A 19,719-nucleotide genomic window follows, 5' to 3' on the forward strand; every position below is an offset into this window, starting at 1 on the left:
TTATTCAGGTGCGGCGAATGCTGCTCACGAGACAGGCTTAAAGCATGGAAATGCGCGCAGATGTGCTGATTGTTGGGGCCGGAATGGTCGGAAGCGCCTTGGCGCTGGCGCTCAAAGACAGCGGTTTGAAAATCGTGCTGCTCGACGGCGGGCCGCTGAGCGTCAAACCGTTTAGCGGTGACGACGCCTTCGAGCCTCGGGTCAGCGCCTTGTCGGCGGCCAGCCAGCGCATTTTGCAACGCCTTGGTGCATGGGACGGCATTGTCGCTCGCCGTGTCAGCCCGTATTCGCACATGCACGTGTGGGACGGCAGCGGCACCGGTCAGATCCACTTCTCGGCCGCCAGTGTGCACGCTGAAGTGCTGGGCCATATCGTCGAAAACCGCGTGGTGCAAGACGCCTTGCTCGACAGCTTGCAGGGCGTGGACATTGAATTGCTGGCCAATGCCCGTCTTGAGCAAATGCGCCGCTCTGGCGATGACTGGCTGCTGACCCTGGCCGATGGCCGCACCCTGCGTGCGCCCTTAGTGATTGCCGCCGACGGCGCCAACTCGGCCGTGCGACGTCTGACCGGTTGCCAGACCCGCGAATGGGACTACATGCATCACGCCATTGTCGCCAGCGTGCGTTGCGCTCAACCGCATCAGCAGACCGCCTGGCAACGCTTCACCGATCACGGCCCACTGGCGTTTTTGCCCTTGCAGCGTGACGGCCAGCAAGACTGGTGCTCAATCGTGTGGTCCACCACCCCCGAACAAGCGCAACACTTGATGGCACTGGAGGATGACGCGTTCTGCCGCGAACTGGCGTTGGCGTTTGAAGGGCGTCTGGGCCCTGTATTGAGCGCCGATTCACGGGTTTGCGTGCCGCTGCGTCAACGGCATGCCAAACGCTACGTGGCTGAGGGGCTGGCGCTGATTGGCGATGCGGCCCACACCATTCATCCGTTGGCCGGGCAGGGCGTCAACCTGGGCTTCCTTGACGCAGCAGTGCTGGCGCAGGTGATCTTGCACGCGGTTGACCGTGGTGAGCGGTTGGCGGATGTCAAAGTGCTGAGCCGTTTCGAGCGGCGTCGCATGCCTCACAATCTGGCACTCATGGCCGCCATGGAAGGTTTCCAGCGGTTGTTTCAGGCCGACTCGTTAAGCGCCCGGCTGCTGCGCAACAGCGGCTTGAAATGGGTGAATCAGATGCCCGAAGCCAAAGCCGTGTTCGTGCGTCAGGCGCTGGGCCTCACCGGCGATTTGCCACCGTTGGCCAAGGCTTGAATTTCTGTCGCCGCGGCCACAGGCTGCGATGGGTTGCGCAGCGACCCCGTTCTTTAAAAGCGAAGGCCCTGAGGTCCTTATCGCAGCCTGCGGCAGCGGCTACAGAGGCCTTCTGCAACATCTGGTAACGCCTCAGGGGCGAGTTAGGTTGAGATGGCAAATGTGATTCACTACCATTTACGCCCGATTCGCATTGAGAGAGACCGCCCCTCATGTTGGCACCCAAGCGTCTACTGACTGCCCTGGCCCTCACCGTTTTTGCCAGCGGTGTTTCTGCTGCCGATGAAGTGGTGGTGTACTCCTCGCGTATCGACGAGCTGATCAAGCCGGTATTTGACGCCTACACCGCCAAAACCGGGGTTAAGGTCAAGTTCATCACCGACAAGGAAGCGCCGCTGATGCAGCGCATCAAGGCTGAGGGTCAAAATGCCACCGCCGACCTGCTGCTCACGGTCGATGCCGGCAACCTGTGGCAAGCCGAGCAGATGGGCATCCTGCAAGCGTTCACTTCGCCGGTTATCGACAAAAACATCCCCCCTCAATACCGCTCCTCGTCCCACGAATGGACGGGTTTGAGCCTGCGCGCCCGGACCATCGCTTATTCCACCGACCGGGTTAAGCCCGAAGAACTGTCGACCTACGAGGCATTGGCTGACAAAAACTGGGAAGGCCGCCTGTGCCTGCGCACGGCCAAGAAGGTGTATAACCAGTCGCTGACCGCCACCATGATTGAGGTGAACGGTCCTGAAAAAACCGAAGAAATCCTCAAGGGTTGGGTCAACAACCTGTCTACCGACGTGTTCTCGGATGACATTGCGGTGTTGGAAGCAATCAATGCCGGGCAGTGCGACGTGGGCATCGTTAACACTTACTACTACGGCCGTTTGCACAAGCAGAAGCCGGATCTGGCGGTGAAGTTGTTTTGGCCCAATCAAGCCGACCGCGGTGTTCACGTTAACCTGTCGGGCATTGGCCTGACCAAATACGCGCCGCACCCAGAAGCGGCCAAAGCGTTGGTTGAATGGATGACCACACCTGAGGCGCAGTCGATTTTTGCGGGCACTAACCAAGAGTTCCCGGCTAACCCGAGCGTGCCGCCTTCTGCCGAAGTGGCCAGTTGGGGTGAGTTCAAGGCTGATGCCTTACCGGTTGAAGTGGCAGGCAAGCGCCAGGCCGAAGCGATCCGCATGATGGACCGTGCTGGCTGGAATTGATGTGCGTGTGAAGTGAGGCAAACCCTCAAGCCCTCTCCCCACCCCTCTCCCTGCGGGAGAGGGGCTTTTTGGTTCTGTTGAAAGACTCTTCGCACTTCGTGTAGCTACGCAACATACAATCCCTCGCCTTGCCCACCTTTCGAGAGTTTTTCGTGGCCCATCCTGCCCAACGTCGCTGGTACCCGCTGGTATTCACCATTGCCGCTCTGGTACTGCTGCCCTTGAGCGTCTTGTTGCTGTCATGGCAAAGCCTGGACACCCAGATCTGGAGCCATCTGTGGGACACACAAATGCCGCGGCTGCTGGGCAACACGCTCACATTGATTGTCGGGGTGGGCATCGGGGTCACGCTGCTCGGGGTCAGCCTGGCATGGCTCACCAGCCTGTGTGAATTCCCCGGTAGGCGCTGGCTGGACTGGGCCTTGATGCTGCCGTTTGCGATTCCGGCCTACGTGCTGGCGTTTGTATTCGTCGGTTTGCTGGATTTCGCCGGGCCGGTGCAGACGCTGCTACGCGAGTGGTTTGGCATGGGGTTGCGATTGCCCCGCGTGCGCTCTACCGGTGGCGTGATCATTGTGTTGATTCTGGTGTTTTACCCGTATGTCTATTTGCTGGCGCGAACGGCGTTTCTGGCGCAGGGCAAAGGCTTGATGGAAGCCGCACGGGTATTGGGCCAAAGCCCGTGGCAGGCATTCTGGCGAGTGGCATTGCCGATGGCCCGCCCGGCGATTGGTGCCGGTGTGGCGCTGGCGCTGATGGAAACCCTGGCCGATTTCGGCGCAGTGTCGGTGTTCAATTTCGACACCTTTACCACGGCTATTTATAAGACCTGGTATGGCTTTTTCAGCCTGTCCACCGCTGCGCAATTGGCCAGTTTGCTGTTGTTGGTGGTGATGCTGGTGCTCTACGGCGAGCGTCGTGCCCGGGGCGCCAACCGCGCCAGCAATGAGCGCCCGCGCACCCAGGCCTTATATGCCCTCAAAGGTCCCAAGGCCTGGCTGGCCAGCGGTTGGTGCGCACTGGTGTTTGCCTGCGCGTTCGTGATCCCGATGCTGCAACTGGTGGTGTGGTTCTGGCAGCGCGGGCGTTTTGATCTCGATGAGCGCTACACCGGCCTCATCCTGCACACCTTGTACTTGGGCAGCATGGCGGCGTTGATCACCGTGAGCGTGGCGCTGGTTTTGGCGTTTGCCCGACGTCAGGCGCCCACGCAGGCCATTCGCGCCGGGGTCAGCCTGGCGAATCTGGGCTACGCCTTGCCGGGTTCAGTGTTGGCCGTATCGATCATGTTGGCGTTCAGTTACCTGGACCGCGAACTGGTCATTCCTCTGTCAGGCTGGTTGGGCGGGGCAGGCAAGCCGCTGCTACTGGGCAGCCTGTCGGCCTTGCTGATGGCGTATCTGGTGCGATTTATCGCAGTGGCCTATGGCCCGCTCGAAAACAGTCTGGCGCGTATTCGACCGTCCTTGCCTGAAGCAGCTCGCAGTTTGGGGGTGAGTGGCCCGCGACTGTTTTTCAAAGTGTATCTGCCGTTATTGCTGCCGGGCACGCTGAGTGCTGCGCTATTGGTCTTTGTCGATGTGCTCAAGGAAATGCCCGCCACCCTTCTAATGCGGCCCTTTGGTTGGGACACGCTGGCTGTTCGCATCTTCGAAATGACCAGTGAAGGCGAGTGGGCACGGGCTTCTTTGCCCGCACTGACGTTGGTCCTGGTGGGTTTGTTGCCGGTCATCGGGTTGATCCGACGCTCTGCCCATCGCATCGGCTAGGTGCCAGCCTCCCGGCATGCGGCTACAATGCGCGGCATTCGGTGCGGTCTGTCAATCAGGCCAGGTTCCCTGCGCAGCGTAAGAAAGCTACGTTATGTAGTTTGAAGCGCTCTGCACGCCTGTCCGCACCTTCGCCAAGCCCGGAAGGAGGAACCCATGGGACAGCGTACGCCTTTGTATGACCTGCATCTCGCCCTTGGCGCGAAGATGGTCGATTTTGGCGGTTGGGATATGCCTTTGCATTACGGCTCGCAAGTTGAGGAGCACCACGAGGTGCGCCAGGACTGCGGCGTATTTGATGTCTCGCATATGACCGTGATTGACGTCACTGGGGTTCAGGCCAAGGAATGGTTACAGCGCTTGCTGGCCAACGACGTCGAACGACTGAATACCCCGGGCCGTGCGCTATACAGCGCCATGCTCAATGAGAAAGGCGGCGTGGTCGACGATATGATCGTCTACCTGATGGACGCCGGTTACCGCCTGATCGTCAACGCGGCCACCCGTGAACAGGATTTGGCCTGGATGACGACCCAGTCCCAAGGGTATGACGTGCAACTGCAAGAGCGCGCCGAACTTGCCTTGTTGGCGATCCAGGGCCCGCAGGCACGGCATAAAGTGGCCGAGCTGGTGAGCCAGGCGCGCAGTCAACTTATTGCGCAGCTCAAGCCCTTTGAAGGGCAGAGCAATGGCGACTGGTTTATTGCTCGCACCGGGTACACCGGTGAGGACGGCCTGGAAATCCTGCTCCCCGCCGAGCAGGCTCCCGGTTTTTTCAACGATTTGGTGGGTGCAGGTATTTCTCCCATCGGTTTAGGGGCGCGTGACACCTTGCGCCTGGAAGCCGGCATGAACCTCTATGGGCAAGATATTCACCTCTCTGTCTCGCCACTTTGCGCCAACATGGCCTGGACCATTGCTTGGGAACCCGCCTCGCGCCGGTTCATCGGTCGTGAAGCGCTGGAGGCTGAAAAAGCGGCGGGCATGCAACTCAAACTGGTGGGTTTGGTGCTGGAGGAACGAGGTGTCCTACGCGCACATCAGGTCGTTCGTATCGCTGGTGTTGGCGAAGGGGAGATAACCAGTGGTAGTTTCTCTCCTACGCTTAGCAAATCGATTGCTCTGGCGCGTGTTCCGATGGCCACGGCTGATCGTGCGGAAGTCGAAATACGTGGCAAGTGGTATCCGGTTCGCGTGGTGAAACCCACGTTTGTTCGTCTGGGCAAAGCCTTGATCTAACGTTTACTGGCAGGCTGGCGCCGTACGGGAGCCGCTGACATTTCTTCTTGAGGACATTGAATATGAGCACTATCCCCGCTGAACTGCGCTTCGCTGAAAGTCACGAGTGGGCGCGCCTGGAAGCTGATGGCACCGTCACGGTCGGTATCAGCGACCACGCTCAGGAAGCCTTGGGGGATGTGGTCTTTGTTGAGTTGGCCGAAGTCGGCAAAGTGTTTGCGGCGGGCGATACGGCGGGTGTGGTGGAGTCGGTAAAAGCGGCCTCGGATATCTACTCCCCAGTGTCTGGCGAAGTCATTGCAGTTAATGAAGCGTTGGCCGACAGCCCTGAACAGGTAAACAGCGAGCCCTACGACAGCTGGATTTTCAAACTCAAGCCGAGCAATACCGCCGAGCTGGATAAATTGCTGGATGCCGCAGGCTACAAAGCCGCCATCGGCGAGTAACCCGTAAAACCTGCAGGCGCGAGCGTTAACTCGCGTCTGCATGGCCCGGCTATCATTTATTGGGCCTTGAGCACCGCTTTCACTGCCTCAACCGAGCGCTGCACATCAGCTTTGGTCATTGCTGTAAACATGGGCAACGACACGATCAAGCGACCTACGCGCTCTGCAATCGGCAGCATGCCTTCCTTGAAACCCCGCGCACGATACAAACTCAGCAAGTGAATTGAGGGGTAGTGATAGCCCACACCCACGCCGAGTGCCTGCATGTCTTTCATGAAGGTGGCCCGTGCTGGCTGGCCATCTTCACGCTCTGGCAACACCAGTTGGAACAGATGCCAGTTGGTATTGTTGAAATCAGCCACGGGCAGTTGAACGCCATACTCGGCCTCAAAATCAGGCCCAAAGCATTCGAAATAGTGCTTGGCCAGTTCACGGCGATGCGCAGTGATTGCTTGGATATGCGCGAACTGCCCCAAACCTATGGCCGCTGCGATGTCAGTCATGTTGAACTTGCCGCCCAATACATCAACATCCAGCCCGTCATAACCGGTGCGGGTAACGCCTTGCAGGCGATATTTTTCGGCCAGGCGCGCTTCCTCCTCGTTGTTCAGTACCAGGCAGCCGCCCTCGGATGAGGTGATGTTCTTGTTGGCCTGGAAGCTGAACGAAACAAAGTCGCCACGGGCGCCGATGCGTTCGCCATTCCAGCTCGACCCGAGGGCTTGTGCTGCATCTTCGACCACCCGCAGATTGTGCTTTTTGGCCAGTGCATACAGCGCGTCCATGTCCACCGGCAAACCTGACAGGTAGACCGGAATGATTGCTTTGGTACGCGGCGTGATGGCGGCTTCGACTTTTTTCAGATCAATGTTGCGGGTGATCGGATCTATGTCGGCAAACACCGGAGTGGCGCCCACTTCGATAATCACGTTGGCGGTCGCCACCCATGAAATCGGGGTGGTGATGACCTCATCGCCCGGCCCAATGCCTGCAATGCGCAGGGCGATTTCCATGGTGCAGGTGCCCGAGTTGAACGTGCGCACAGGGCGCCCGCCCAGGTATTGCGAGAGTTGCTCTTCGAAGGCTTGCACCTTTGGCCCGCTGGTAATCCAGCCCGAGCGCAACACGTCGCCCACGGCCGCAATAGTGGCTTCATCGATGGTTGGTTTGGAAAACGGCAGGAAAGGCAGCGAGCTCATAGAGGCGTGACGTCCGATGTGAGTGGGTTGTGAGTGACCATAGAGCAATAGCACATGGCACAAATCATACCCAGAGGATGGCTCACATCAGGTGAAATTTCTGTATGGGGGCTGAATGAAACACAGCATGTTGCGTCGTCGCGGCCGCTGGTTGCGACCTGTTACCAGGCGCTCGCAGCCAGCGGCAGCAACGACACGGGTGTTTATTCAGCGGTCGCGTTTTTGGCCAGGATGGCGTTGGCCAAGTCCATGTCGCTGACCTTCAGGTTCGGATTGTCCGCGCGTACTTGCTGCATGGCGGACTCCAGATACGGGCCACGGATCGCGCCATTGCTGGCCACGAAACTCCCCGCATCGTCTTGAGCGGCAATGACTTTGCGGTCCTTTTTGAAGGTCAGATACGTGGAACCGGTGGTTGCACCGGAAGACAGCACGTTGCGCCAGAAGCTGTCAGCCATTGCAGAGCCAACAGGCAGGGTCAACAGCGCGGCGGCGACTACAGCATATTTGAGACGCATGATGGGTGACTCCGAATAAGTGATCTGTACGATTTGATGCGGGTTATAGCAGTCTAGTTCCGCGAGGGCACTTAACGATGCAACATTTAGTCATTAATGCGGCATCAGACGTGCGGCGTGACCCTGAATGCTTCTTCCAGTGTGGTGGTGCCAGCGGCGACTTGATACGCGCCCGCCAGCCTCAAGTGGCGCATGCCTTCGTCACAGGCAATGCGCCGCAGCTGATTTAAATCGGTGTCTGGCGTGATCAATGCCTTGAGCTTTTCACTCATCAGCATGATTTCGTAAATGCCGCCTCGCCCGCTGTAACCGGTCTGTCGGCAGTGCGCGCAACCCCTTGCACGGTAGAGGCTCAAAGGGGCCGGGCAGGTCGGGGCGAAGTGTTGCCAGTCACTTAACGACAGTGGCTGAGGGGTCTTGCATTCGGCACACAGCGTGCGCACCAGTCGCTGTGCCATAACACCCAGTAACGTGGCTTTGATCAGGTAGGGCGCTATACCCAATTCTTGTAGGCGACTGATGGCGCTGGGCGCATCGTTGGTGTGCAGTGTGGAGAGCACCAGGTGCCCGGTGAGTGCCGCTTGAATCGCCATTTCGGCGGTTTCAAGATCGCGTATTTCGCCCAGCATGATGATGTCCGGGTCTTGGCGCAGCAGGGCGCGAACGCCACTGGCAAAAGTCAGGTCGATGCCGGGTTGCACCTGCATTTGATTGAACGCGGGCTCAATCATCTCGATAGGGTCTTCGAGGGTGCACAGGTTGACGCCAGGCGTGGCCAGTTGTTTGAGCGTTGCATACAGCGTGCTGGTTTTGCCTGAACCTGTGGGGCCGGTGATCAAAATGATGCCGCTGGGCTGGGCGGTCATGTGTTGCCAGCGCTGCATGTCTTGCACGCTGAAGCCGAGCTGATCGAAACGCTTTAGCACCACTTGCGGGTCAAAAATACGCAGCACTATTTTTTCGCCAAACACGGTGGGCAACGTGGCGAGCCGCAGCTCCACGTCAGTGCCTGTCGGGGTTTGGGTGTTGATTCGGCCGTCCTGCGGCTTGCGTTTTTCGGCGACATTCATCCGGCCCAGGCTTTTGAGGCGGCTGACAATCGCTGTCGTGACCTGTGCCGGGAAGTGATAAACGTTATGCAACACGCCATCAATGCGAAAGCGCACACCGCCTTGTTCGCGACGCGGCTCGATGTGGATATCACTGGCACGCTGTTCAAACGCGTACTGAAACAACCAGTCAACGATATTGACGATATGAGCATCGTTGGCATCGTGTTCCTGGCTGTTGCTCTCTGTATCGGGCGACGGTTTGAGGGGCAACGCTTTGTACGTTTTTTGATCATTGAGCGTTGCGCCCGTCACTGATTTGGCCAGTTTGTATAACTCAGAGCCCAGCCGCGCGATCTCCAGAGGGTTGGCAATCACCCGTTTTATGGGCCGCTTGAGAACCTGGCGCAGATCGGCTTCCCAACTGCCGACATCGGGCTGTGCGCTGGCGATGGTGATGGCGTCGCGGTCCGCCGCAATCACCAGTATTTGATGGCGCTGGGCAAACGCGAACGACATCAACCCGGTCACGCTGGCAACATCAATGTTCAGCGGGTCAATGCGCACGTACGGTTGCCCGTAGTGCCGGGCAAGCCAGGCCGTCAGGGTTTCAAGGGTCAAGGTTTTTCCGGGCCGGCTGAGGTCGGCAAACTGTTGCGCCGCCAGGAAAATCAATGGATGTACGCCGTTGTTGGGAGCCGCCCGATAACGCTTCAGGGCCTGGTCGGCGTGTGTTGGCGTGATGAGGCCGTGGGCCAGCAGCCCCGGCAGCAACGGTTCGAGATCAAGCGGGCGATCGGGCGTACACGTGGTCTGCATAAATACTCCTTGTACTGCACAGGCACAGACAGATCCTTGTCTGGCCAGGTACGCCAAAGCCTAGCCGCGCCTTGAGCGCTCGAGCTCGCCAATAGTTGCGAGCTATTGCGAACACGCCAGCACAGGCGTAGTGCGGCCTTGCACCTGATACAGCTCCAGATCGCAGACACTCACCAGGTTGCGCAGTTTTTCGCCAATCACTTGAGCGCGGTGCCAGCTTTGCTCATTGCTGACGATTTCGATGCGCAGCAGGTCGTCGTCGCGCATGACTTCCACCTGCTGCGGAATCAATTGCTGCAAGGCAAACAGGTTGAGTGTGCGGCACAGCACGTCCGCTTCGGCCTCGGCCACAATGCAAAAACGCACGGTGCACGGCGTGGCATTCGCGGCCCACACGTCGGCACGTGGCGAGGGGGATACGGCGTTGAGAGATGGCATGCAATGACTCCAGATTTGGCTGGAGAAATAATCACATGCGCGGTCAGAAATTATTTATCTATGATGATCAACGTTTGATCGAAAAAGACTTAAACAATTCATTGCTGGTCAATAATCAGGAATTTTTATGCAAGGCGATTTGGACGCTTACGACCGACGAATTTTGGCCCTGCTGCAAGAGGACGCTTCGCTGTCCAGCGCACAGATCGCTGAGAAGGTCGGTTTATCGCAGTCACCGTGCTGGCGTCGGATTCAACGGATGAAAGATGAAGGCATTATTCGTGGGCAGGTGACGTTATTGGATCGCAAGAAAATCGGCCTGAACACGCAAATATTTGCCGAAATCAAACTCAACGCCCACGGGCGTTCCAACTTCACCGAGTTCACTGACGCGATTCGTGGTTTCCCCGAGGTGCTGGAGTGCTACGTGTTGATGGGCGCGGTGGATTTTTTGTTGCGTATCGTGACCTCGGACATCGAGGCCTATGAGCGCTTCTTTTTCGAAAAACTGTCGATGGTGCCGGGCATTCAGGAAGTGAACTCGATTGTCGCGCTTTCTGAAATCAAATCGACTACGTGCCTGCCGGTGTAAGGCGCTGAAACAAAAACGGCCTTCACAAGGAAGGCCGTTGGTGTGCTGTCAGTGAACAAACAGCGCAATCAAGATGATGATCGGGATGGGAATGCCGAGGAACAGCAGCAGTAATGAGCGCATTTTTATTCTCCTGAGTTAACGGACAACCGTGGTGGTCGTGGTGTGGTCGATATAAGTCACCGCGTCGCGGCGACGACCGCCGAAGGTGGCGCACAGGCTGGCAAAGAACGCACCGATCAACAGCGTGATGAACATCCACAAGGTGGTCCAGGCAGCAACTTTTGCAGCGGTGTCAGCGGCTTCCTTGGCTTTGACCTTGGCCTCTTCAATCGCTTGATGGGCTTTGGCGTAAACCTGATCAACCCGTTGCTCGGCTTCTGCCTGAGTGAGGTTGGTACGTTGGGCGACGATTTGCGCCAGATAGGTACGGTCGTCTGCGCTCAGTTGGCCATCATTGCCCAAGCTGCGTACGAAGATGCGGGTGACGATGCCGTGTGCAGCGTCTTCGCTGACAGCGGTGCCGCGATCATCGCGAAACAGCGTGTCGATAAAGTAATCCGAGCTGTTGCCCGAACCGTTGTTCGCGCTGCTACCTGCCGCACTCCCGGCTGCGCTGCTCATTGCAGTTGCCGCACCGGATGCAACACTGGCCCCGGCTTGCACGCCGCTGCCAATGACACTGCTAACCGAACCTGCGATCAACGTCGCGGTGACGAGGGTGGCCACGGCCCACGACAGAAACCCGTGCGCGGTGTCGCGAAAATACACTTCATCGCCATGCAGGCTGGCCCATTTGACCCGCAGGCGACCGGCCAAATAACCGCCCATGCCCGAGGCAATGATTTGCGTGACAGCTAGCCAGATGATGGCGGTAATGCCCAAACCCTTGGCGCCTACACCTTCACCGGCCCAGGGTGAAACAGCTGAAAAGCCCAAGCCTGCGCCCAGCATCAGCAGCAGTAAGGACAAAGCAGCGGCAGCGGCGGCACCTGCAAAAATGGCGCCCCAGGACACACCGCTGTGGCCTGAAGAGTCTTGCAGGGCAGCGGGATAGTTATCAGTAGTCCCGATCATTGTTGTTGTGCTCCTGAAATGGTGGGAAGTGCAGCCTTCACTCAGGAGATTGCAGGGGTTGTGCCAATCAGGCGTTTTAACTAATTACGTTATTTATCAATACGTTAAAAACCTGATTGTTTTACTGGGTCATGCAGGTTGCATGATTGACGCCAAAGCAGCGGGCGTAATGCATTGAAACAATTTGGCGTTGAGCAGAAGGGACGTCGCGATGAGCCGAGCGGTGGTTAAAACAAAAACGGGAGCCTCTGTGGGCTCCCGTTAGCAATCATCAGTGATGACGATGCTTGTTCTTTTTGCGGTGGCCGTAGGCATGGCCCCGTCCACGGTTGTCGTCGCGGTAATAACGGCGATTATCGCGGTCCCGGTAACGGCGATCATCGGCATCGCTCTTGTTGCCCATGTAATTGCCCAGAGCACCGCCCGCGCCACCGCCAGCCGCTGCACCCACCAGGCTGCCTGTGTTGCCGCCTACGCTGCGGCCCAATACGTTACCGCCCGCTGCGCCAAGTGCGCCGCCGATAGCCGCTTCACCGCGACTGCGTTTGTCGGCACCTACAGCACTGCCGGCCGCGCCACCTACGCCTGCGCCAATGGCCGATCCGGTCGAGCCGCCGAGTTGTTGCCCAACCACGGCGCCAAGAACCCCGCCTAATGCGCCGCCTACACCGGCTTCGGTGGTGCCACCGGCCAAGGCTGCGCCACTGACCAGGCCAAGGGACAACAAGAGAATCGAGGTGAGCTTCATAAGTGAGCCTCAAAGGGATGACGGCGCGATCCTGAGGCTGTACGCGGTTGGTTACAATCGAAATCCGACCAGTAGCACGAGTTGTACACAATTCGCTAAGTTATTGTTTTTGATAGGGAACTTAATCAATTTTCGAGGGTCTGTTTACAGGTTCGGACAGGCTGCTTTCGCATGAAAGCGGCCTTTTTTGTGCCCGTAAAACACTCGTTTCCTGTAGGAGCCGCCGCAGGCTGCGAGCTTCTCATGATCAAAAGCTCACAGTCTGCGGGCCGGTGGTTTAGCTGGCCTTGGCCGTGATCAAGCGCGACGCGGTGGCGGCTTCAAGGCATATCGCCACAAACTTGGAGGTGGGCGTGTGGCTGCCGTCGCCTGTGCTTTCCAGCGGCACCAGCGGGTTCACTTCCGGGTAATAGGCGGCTGCTTGTCCTGCCGGGATATCGAACGCCAACAAGGTGAAGTTCTTCACCCGACGTTCATGGGCGTCATCCCAGAGTGAAACGATGTCGACCTTTTGCCCCGGTTTGAAGCCCAGGCGAATGATGTCGGCTTCGTTGACGAACAACACGTCACGTTGACCCTTGACCCCGCGATAACGGTCGTCCAGCCCGTAAATGGTGGTGTTGTACTGATCGTGCGAGCGCATGGATTGCAGGATCAGGTCTGGCAAACGGCCCGTTGCCCGGGTGCGCTCATCCACCAGATCACGCGGCAGTACGTTGGCTTTGAAGTTCGCGCGTTGCGACGCAGTGTTCCACTGACGGGCCCCCGCCGAATTGCCCAGATAGAAACCGCCAGGGTGCTGCACGCGGGTGTTGAAATCCTTGAAGCCGGGAATGGTGTCGGCGATCAGCTCGCGGATGCGGCTGTAATCGCCCACGATCCAGTTCCAGTCAATCGGGTGGGTGCCCAGGGTCGCCGCAGCAATACCGGCGATGATCGCAGGCTCAGAGCGCATCTGGTTCGACAGCGGCTGCAACTGGCCGTTGGAGGCATGCACCATGCTGAATGAGTCTTCCACGGTGACGGCCTGCGGACCTTGAGCCTGTATATCAATGTCCGTTCGGCCAAAGCACGGCAGGATCAGCGCTTCTTTGCCGTGCATCAAATGGCTACGGTTGAGCTTGGTGCTGATCTGAACGGTCAGGTCACAATTGCGCAGCGCCTGTGCGGTGCGCGGGCTGTCGGGTGTGGCTTGGGCAAAGTTGCCTCCCAGCCCGATGAAGACTTTAGCGCGTGATTCGAGCATGGCGTGGATCGCTTCGACCACGTTGTGACCGTTTTCACGCGGTACGTTGAATTTGAAGCGGCGCTCCAGCGCATCGAGGAAGGCAACAGGCGGGCGTTCGTTGATGCCCATCGTGCGGTCGCCCTGCACGTTGCTGTGGCCACGCACCGGGCACAGGCCCGCGCCGGGGCGACCAATGTTGCCGCGCAGCAGCATCAGGTTGGCGATTTCCTGGATGGTCTGCACCGAGTGCCGGTGCTGGGTAATGCCCATTGCCCAGCACATGATGACGTTCTTGCCCTTGAGGTACATGCGCGCCGCGCGTTCGATGTCCACCAGCGTCAGCCCGGACTGTTCGACCAAGTGCTCCCACGGGGTCTCATCAATGCCGGCGATGTAGTCCAGCACGCCTGCGGTGTGTTCATTCAAAAAGGCGTGATCGAAGACGGCGGGTTCGCCTGCCGCTTGCGCGTCGCGTTCCCATTGCAACAGGAACTTGGCCATGCCGCGTAACAGCGCCATGTCGCCGCCCAGCGCCGGGCGCAAATAAGCGGTGTTGGTAGGGCGGTCACCGTTGGTGAGCATTTCGAGCGGGTGCTGCGGGTGTTGAAAACGCTCAAGCCCACGTTCCTTCAATGGGTTGACGCACACCACCTGGGCACCGCGTTTGACCGCCTCACGCAGTGGTTCGAGCATGCGCGGGTGGTTGGTGCCGGGGTTTTGCCCGAGCACAAAAATGGCGTCGGCGTGCTCAAAGTCGTCGAAGGTCACGGTGCCTTTGCCCACCCCGATGCTTTGCGCCAGGGCTACGCCGCTGGCTTCGTGGCACATGTTCGAGCAGTCGGGGAAGTTGTTGGTGCCAAACGCGCGCACAAACAATTGGTACAAATACGCCGCTTCGTTGCTGGCGCGGCCCGAGGTGTAGAACTCTGCCTGGTCAGGGCTGGACAGGTTGAGCAAGTGCTTGGCGATCAGCGCGAACGCAGCGTCCCATGTCACCGGCACATAACGGTCGGTTGCGGTGTCGTAGCGCATGGGTTCGGTCAGGCGGCCCTGATATTCGAGCCAGTAATCACTTTGTTCCAGCAACGCCGTCACGCTGTGTTTGGCGAAAAACGAGGCATCGACACGGCGCTTGGTGGCCTCCCAGTTCACGGCTTTGGCGCCGTTTTCGCAGAATTTGACCAGCCCGCTTTCCGGTGAGTCGCCCCATGCACAGCCGGGGCAGTCAAAGCCGCCGTTCTGGTTGGTCTTGAGCATCATGCGCAGGTTTTTCAGGGCGTTGTCGCTGGTCAACCAGGCTTGCGCCACACTGATCAGCGCGCCCCAGCCACCTGCCGGGCCTTTGTAGGGCTTGTAGCGTGGGGTTGGGGTTTGGTCGGCTTGATGGTGTGTGCTCACGCGAGGTTCTCCTGCGCCGGGCTATAGACCCGTGGCGCGCTTTTTTGCGGCAGATGAATAAGGTTGAGGTTGTGGCGGCGTGCCCATTGCAGTGCCAGGCCGGTCGGCGAGGACAGGCTGATGAGGGTCTGGATGCCCGCTCGCAACACTTTTTGAATCAGCTCAAGGCTGCAACGGCTGGTCACAATCGCGGCGCCGCCGCTCATGTCGATGTTCTGGCGCACCAGCGCGCCTATCAGTTTGTCGAGCGCGTTGTGGCGGCCGATGTCTTCACGGCCCATCAACAGCTTGCCCTGAGCGTCCATGTAAACCGCCGCATGCACGGCGCCGCAGTGTTGGCCCAGGGGCTGGAAATCGCTGATGCGCTGGCGCAAGCCTTCCAGCCATTGCGCGGGCGGCAGGGGCGCGCCGGGCAATACCTTAAGGTCTGGAAGTGCTTGCTCGACCGCTTCTACGCCGCACAGGCCACAGCCACTGGTGCCCGCCAGTTGTCGGCGTTGCTGTTTGAGGTTCCAGAATGCGCGGCTGGCGATTTCGACCTGTGCATAGTGCGCCGAACCTGAGCCAGTGAGCTTGAGGTCGTAGATTTCGCCGGGCTCTTGAATGATGCCGCTGCCCAGGCTGAAACCGACAATGAAGTCTTCAAGGTCGGTGGGCGTGACCAGCATCACCGCCTGGTTGATGCCGTTAAAGGCAATGGCCAGCGCGACTTCTTCGGCAAGGGCGGTTTCAGCACCCTGGCTGTGGTCCAGCGTGACGTACTGATAGGTTTGGCTGGCTGCGGGCGCGGGCGAAACAGAGGCGGGCGCCGCGCACGTGGGGCGCTTGGCGTTCATAAGGCAGTACCGACGGTTTAATCAGCCCTAAGGGTAGGCGCGACACTGTGTCACGTCTAATCGCTAGTGCTGATCTATTGATAGATGCCGTCGATCAAGAAGGGTTGGGTGATATTCGATAAAACGCAAAACAGGCCTCAGCCAACGCCGAGCGGGGCGCTTCGCGGCGCATGATTAAACCCAGTGGCGCGAGGGTCTGCGCGTCTGCAATGGGGTGTAGGCGCAGATCGTCGGTGAGCGCCTCAAGGCCACTGTCGAGGGGCATCACCGCGCAACACAATCCACCGTGCACCGCTTGTAACAGTTGATGAACTGCGTCTGTTTGTAACAAGGGTTGCGGCGTCAGACCCCGGCTGTGGAAGTTGTGATCGATGGACTGGCGAAAGTGCATGCCGCCACTGAGCAGGGCCAACGGCAGCTGGATCAACGCTTGCCAGCTCAGCGGTTGCTCGCCGAAGTCGAAGTGCCGTTGGTCGTATAACAGGCCCATGCGGGTCTCGCCCAGCGCCAGGGAGTCGAAGCGCTCGTGGTCGAGTCGCTCGAGGTAGGACACGCCGACATCCAGCTGATTGCGGGCCAATTGCTCCAGGATCTGCTCGGAGCTGAGCGCTGAGAGTTCAAAACGCAGCTCGGGATGTGCGGTGTGCAGTTGTTGCAATAAAGGCAGCGGGTCAAAGCTGGACAGCGGCACCACGCCTAAACGCAGCGTACCGATCAGGTTGCCGCGACAGGCGGCGGCTTCGGCTTGCAAGCCGTCGTAGGCCGCCAGCACTGTTCTGGCCCACGCCAGTACCCGTTCCCCGGGTGCGGTGAAACTCTCGAAGCGTTGGCCGCGATTGACCAATTGCAGGTCCAGCTCTTGCTCAAGGCTGCGCAAACGCATCGACAGCGTAGGTTGAGTGATGTGACAGCGGGCGGCGGCTTGGCCGAAATGCCGGGTTTCGTCCAGGGCGATCAGGAATTTCAGTTGTTTGATGTCCATCGTCGCTCCGCAGGTCAATCGTGGGGCGATTCTAACGCGCTTGGGCGGGAACCGGCCTGGCCAATGTTGGTCTACGCTCTGTGTCTGGCTATTCCAACCCTAGGAGCGTGAACGATGAGTATTTTTAGCTTTATCAAGGAAGCGGGCGAAAAAGTAATCGACTTGCTGACACCGGGCAAAGCCAATGCCTCGGACGAACTCAAGAAGCACGTAGAGAAAGTAGGCTTGGGCAACCCCAACATCGACGCTACGGTTGAGGGCGACAAAGTAACGCTCACCGGCGAGGTCGCGACCCAGGAAGAGAAAGAAAAAATCATTCTGGCCGCGGGCAACATTGAAGGTGTCGCCAGCGTTGAAGACCACATCACTGTCACCGGGCCTACGGTTGTGGCTTCGCGTTTTGTGGTGGTGAAAAAGGGCGACACCCTGAGTGCTATTTCGCTTCAGGTGTATGGCGATGCCAACAAGTACAACAAAATCTTTGAGGCCAACAAACCGATGCTCAAAGACGTGAACAAAATTTACCCAGGGCAAACACTGCGTATTCCTGAGTAACCCCATGACCCTGTAGGTGCGAGCATGCTCGCACCTACAGGGTCACTGGTTTAGAGACCTTCCAGCAACTCGCGGTAATCTTCCAGCGCGGCAAATTCCTCGGTGTCTTTCGGGCCTTTTTTGCTGTCCGGCTGTTTGACCGCCAGCAGATGCCCCACGCCAAAGTCCCGTGCGCTGCGCAGAATCGGCAAGGTGTCGTCGATGAACAAGCTGCGGCCCGGCTCAAAGCCGATATCAGCCTGCAAGGCATCCCAGAACTGTGGGCTCTCTTTGGGGTAGCCATAGTCGTGGGAGCTGATGAGCCTTTCAAAATAAGGCGCCAGTTCGATACGCTCCATTTTCAGCGACAGCGAATCGCGGTGCGCGTTGGTGATCAGAATCACCCGCTTGCCCGCCTGCTTGATGGCGGCTAAAAACGTGTCGGCGTCCGGGCGCAAGGCGATCAGGTCCGCGGTTTCGAGTTTCAACTCGCGCACCGGGATCTTCAGCTCAGTGCTCCAAAAGTCCAGGCAATACCATTGCAGTTGGCCCGCGTTGCGCTCAAACAGCGGTGTCAGTTCAAGTTCGGCCATGGCCCGGCTGATGCCGTGCAGTTCGGCATAGCGGTTGGGCAAATGTTCGAGCCAGAAGTGGTTGTCGTAATGCAGGTCGAGCAATGTGCCGTCCATGTCCAGCAGCACGGTATCAATGTCGCGCCAAGGTAACGCTGTCATGCAAAACTTCTCCCACCGTTGAAAAATATCCGACCAAAACAATCACAAAAGCCGGGGTATAGTAACCCGTTCATATTGAGGAGCCGCTATGCGCCAAAAACCCACCGTACTCGCCCGTGAAATTGTTGCCAGTAGCCGATTGTTTCGTGTCGAAGAAGTGCAATTACGATTTTCCAATGGCGTTGAGCGCACGTATGAGCGCCTGGTGGGGCGCGGCAATGGTTATGGCGCGGTGATGATCGTGGCGATGATCGACGCCGAGCACGCCATTTTGGTCGAAGAATATTGCGGCGGCACCGATGAATACGAAGTGTCGCTGCCCAAAGGCTTGATCGAGCCGGGCGAAGACGTCTTGGCTGCGGCCGAGCGTGAGCTTAAAGAAGAAGCCGGTTTTGGTGCCCGTCAGCTGGAACACCTGACTGAGCTGTCGCTGTCGCCGGGCTACATGAGCCAGAAAATTCAAGTGGTGCTGGCCACCGACCTGTATGAGTCGCGCCTGGAAGGCGACGAGCCGGAGCCGATGCGGGTCGACAAGGTTAACTTGCGCGAGCTGTCGAACCTGGTCCAAAACCCGCAATTCAGCGAAGGCCGTGCATTGGCTGCGCTGTATCTGGCGCGTGACCTGCTGACCCAGCGTGGAGTGTTTACGCTGTGAGCCGCGCCCTTCCTGAATTGATTCAAGGCGTGATTGAACTGGTGCACCAGGCGGGCGATGCCATTTTGCCGTTTTGGCGCGCCGATGTGGCCGTGACGGCCAAGGCGGATGACTCGCCGGTGACGGCCGCCGATCTGGCCGCGCACCATGTGTTGGTTGATGGGCTGACAGCGCTCGACCCCAGCATTGCGGTGTTGTCTGAAGAAGACGCCAATATCGCGCAGCACGTGCGGGCCGGTTGGACGCGCTGGTGGCTGGTTGACCCGCTCGATGGCACCAAAGAGTTCATTTCTGGCAGTGAAGAGTTCACCGTCAATGTGGCGCTGATCGAGCATGGCCGCGTGGTGTTTGGTGTGGTGTCGATGCCCACCCGCGGCCGTTGTTACTACGGCGGTGCGGGAATCGGGGCCTGGCGCGCTGACGGTGAGCAGATTAAACCGATCCGCGTGCGCACTGTTGTGCCTGCGGGCGAGTCGTTGACCGTGGTGGCCAGTCGTCGTCATTCCAGCCCTGAGCAAGAAGCCTTGCTGGCAGGCTTGAGTGAACACTTGGGTGAGTTGACGTTGACCAGCGTCGGCAGTTCGCTGAAGTTCTGTTTGCTGGCCGAAGGGGCGGCAGATTGTTATCCGCGTTTGGCCCCCACGTCGCAGTGGGACACGGCCGCCGCACAAGGTGTGCTTGAAGGGGCGGGGGGTGTGGTGTTGCAGCTGGATGGTCAACCGTTCACATACCCGGCGCGCGAATCGTTGCTCAACGCCTCGTTTTTGGCGTTGCCCGCGCAGGCGCCCTGGCGTGAGACGTTGTTAGCGTTGGTTCAGGGCTGACGGGCAGGGGCTGATTGAAGGCCCGGCGGACCTTTTCGCAGCCTTCGGCAGCGACTACAAGAGCTATGGTGCAATCGCATACAAGAGCATTGGGTGCAATCGTAGCCTTCGGCAGCGACTACAAGAGCTATGGTGCAATCGCCGCCTTCGGC

At 58.8% G+C, this 19,719-nt stretch carries 19 protein-coding genes; 9 read left to right on the forward strand and 10 right to left on the reverse strand.

What is annotated here, in order from left to right; translation table 11 throughout:
- Nucleotides 1-50: 50 nt before the first annotated feature.
- The 5 genes from AP059_RS06035 (at nucleotide 51) to gcvH (ending at nucleotide 5,936) form a co-directional block, all read left to right on the forward strand.
- Complete coding sequence (locus tag AP059_RS06035; RefSeq protein ID WP_165599917.1) at nucleotides 51-1,268, forward strand: 2-octaprenyl-3-methyl-6-methoxy-1,4-benzoquinol hydroxylase; 1,218 nt, start codon at nucleotides 51-53, stop codon at nucleotides 1,266-1,268.
- A gap of 212 nt (nucleotides 1,269-1,480) precedes the next feature.
- Nucleotides 1,481-2,482 carry an extracellular solute-binding protein gene (locus tag AP059_RS06040; RefSeq protein ID WP_059762259.1) on the forward strand — a complete coding sequence of 334 codons (1,002 nt, stop codon included), beginning with the start codon at nucleotides 1,481-1,483 and terminating at the stop codon, nucleotides 2,480-2,482.
- Between the two features lie 152 nt (nucleotides 2,483-2,634).
- Nucleotides 2,635-4,251 carry an ABC transporter permease gene (locus tag AP059_RS06045; protein WP_059762260.1) on the forward strand — a complete coding sequence of 539 codons (1,617 nt, stop codon included), beginning with the start codon at nucleotides 2,635-2,637 and terminating at the stop codon, nucleotides 4,249-4,251.
- Between the two features lie 156 nt (nucleotides 4,252-4,407).
- Complete coding sequence (gene gcvT, locus AP059_RS06050; RefSeq protein ID WP_059762261.1) at nucleotides 4,408-5,490, forward strand: glycine cleavage system aminomethyltransferase GcvT; 1,083 nt, start codon at nucleotides 4,408-4,410, stop codon at nucleotides 5,488-5,490.
- A 62-nt stretch (nucleotides 5,491-5,552) separates the two neighbouring features.
- Complete coding sequence (gene gcvH / locus AP059_RS06055) at nucleotides 5,553-5,936, forward strand: glycine cleavage system protein GcvH (RefSeq protein WP_059762262.1); 384 nt, start codon at nucleotides 5,553-5,555, stop codon at nucleotides 5,934-5,936.
- 56 nt (nucleotides 5,937-5,992) lie between these two features.
- Here the strand turns inward: gcvH and AP059_RS06060 are convergent, their stop codons facing one another.
- The 4 genes from AP059_RS06060 to AP059_RS06075 form a co-directional block, all read right to left on the reverse strand.
- Nucleotides 5,993-7,135, reverse strand: a complete 1,143-nt coding sequence (locus AP059_RS06060; protein WP_059762263.1) for a DegT/DnrJ/EryC1/StrS family aminotransferase — start codon at nucleotides 7,133-7,135, stop codon at nucleotides 5,993-5,995.
- A gap of 203 nt (nucleotides 7,136-7,338) precedes the next feature.
- Nucleotides 7,339-7,653, reverse strand: a complete 315-nt coding sequence (locus AP059_RS06065) for a DUF2388 domain-containing protein (RefSeq protein ID WP_048400748.1) — start codon at nucleotides 7,651-7,653, stop codon at nucleotides 7,339-7,341.
- Between the two features lie 104 nt (nucleotides 7,654-7,757).
- A complete protein-coding gene (locus tag AP059_RS06070) occupies nucleotides 7,758-9,521 on the reverse strand; it encodes a GspE/PulE family protein (protein ID WP_059762264.1) in 1,764 nt (587 codons plus the stop codon).
- A 102-nt stretch (nucleotides 9,522-9,623) separates the two neighbouring features.
- Nucleotides 9,624-9,959: a hypothetical protein gene (locus AP059_RS06075; protein ID WP_059762265.1), complete on the reverse strand. Its 336-nt coding sequence runs from the start codon at nucleotides 9,957-9,959 to the stop codon at nucleotides 9,624-9,626.
- Nucleotides 9,960-10,086: 127 nt separating this feature from the next.
- Here AP059_RS06075 and AP059_RS06080 point away from each other — a divergent pair, with 127 nt between their 5' ends.
- A complete protein-coding gene (locus AP059_RS06080; RefSeq protein WP_059762266.1) occupies nucleotides 10,087-10,551 on the forward strand; it encodes an Lrp/AsnC family transcriptional regulator in 465 nt (154 codons plus the stop codon).
- A gap of 138 nt (nucleotides 10,552-10,689) precedes the next feature.
- Here AP059_RS06080 and AP059_RS06085 read toward each other — a convergent pair whose 3' ends face one another.
- From AP059_RS06085 to AP059_RS06105, 5 genes are all read right to left on the reverse strand, one after another.
- Nucleotides 10,690-11,628: a hypothetical protein gene (locus AP059_RS06085; protein WP_059762267.1), complete on the reverse strand. Its 939-nt coding sequence runs from the start codon at nucleotides 11,626-11,628 to the stop codon at nucleotides 10,690-10,692.
- A gap of 271 nt (nucleotides 11,629-11,899) precedes the next feature.
- Nucleotides 11,900-12,376 carry a glycine zipper domain-containing protein gene (locus tag AP059_RS06090; protein WP_048364675.1) on the reverse strand — a complete coding sequence of 159 codons (477 nt, stop codon included), beginning with the start codon at nucleotides 12,374-12,376 and terminating at the stop codon, nucleotides 11,900-11,902.
- A 277-nt stretch (nucleotides 12,377-12,653) separates the two neighbouring features.
- Nucleotides 12,654-15,002 carry an FdhF/YdeP family oxidoreductase gene (locus AP059_RS06095; RefSeq protein ID WP_059762268.1) on the reverse strand — a complete coding sequence of 783 codons (2,349 nt, stop codon included), beginning with the start codon at nucleotides 15,000-15,002 and terminating at the stop codon, nucleotides 12,654-12,656.
- Nucleotides 14,999-15,838, reverse strand: coding sequence for a formate dehydrogenase accessory sulfurtransferase FdhD (fdhD, locus tag AP059_RS06100; protein ID WP_059762269.1), 840 nt, complete (start codon nucleotides 15,836-15,838; stop codon nucleotides 14,999-15,001). Before fdhD ends, AP059_RS06095 begins: the two co-directional genes overlap by 4 nt.
- 94 nt (nucleotides 15,839-15,932) lie before the next feature.
- Nucleotides 15,933-16,820, reverse strand: a complete 888-nt coding sequence (locus AP059_RS06105) for a LysR family transcriptional regulator (RefSeq protein ID WP_059762270.1) — start codon at nucleotides 16,818-16,820, stop codon at nucleotides 15,933-15,935.
- Between the two features lie 114 nt (nucleotides 16,821-16,934).
- Between AP059_RS06105 and lysM the strand changes: the two genes are divergently transcribed.
- The gene (gene lysM, locus AP059_RS06110) at nucleotides 16,935-17,375 is read left to right on the forward strand and encodes a peptidoglycan-binding protein LysM (protein WP_048400738.1); all 441 of its coding nucleotides are present in this window, start codon (nucleotides 16,935-16,937) and stop codon (nucleotides 17,373-17,375) included.
- 50 nt (nucleotides 17,376-17,425) lie between these two features.
- Here lysM and yrfG read toward each other — a convergent pair whose 3' ends face one another.
- Nucleotides 17,426-18,088 (reverse strand): GMP/IMP nucleotidase, encoded by a 663-nt coding sequence (gene yrfG / locus AP059_RS06115; RefSeq protein ID WP_048364670.1) that lies wholly within the window; start codon nucleotides 18,086-18,088, stop codon nucleotides 17,426-17,428.
- A gap of 88 nt (nucleotides 18,089-18,176) precedes the next feature.
- On the opposite strand from yrfG, the gene nudE reads away from it, so the two are divergent.
- Nucleotides 18,177-18,743, forward strand: a complete 567-nt coding sequence (gene nudE / locus AP059_RS06120) for an ADP compounds hydrolase NudE (protein WP_048364669.1) — start codon at nucleotides 18,177-18,179, stop codon at nucleotides 18,741-18,743.
- The gene (cysQ, locus tag AP059_RS06125; RefSeq protein ID WP_059762271.1) at nucleotides 18,740-19,567 is read left to right on the forward strand and encodes a 3'(2'),5'-bisphosphate nucleotidase CysQ; all 828 of its coding nucleotides are present in this window, start codon (nucleotides 18,740-18,742) and stop codon (nucleotides 19,565-19,567) included. Before nudE ends, cysQ begins: the two co-directional genes overlap by 4 nt.
- Nucleotides 19,568-19,719 lie beyond the last annotated feature (152 nt).

The organism is Pseudomonas sp. TAA207, assembly GCF_001529285.1.
In the GTDB taxonomy this organism is placed as follows: domain Bacteria; phylum Pseudomonadota; class Gammaproteobacteria; order Pseudomonadales; family Pseudomonadaceae; genus Aquipseudomonas; species Aquipseudomonas weihenstephanensis.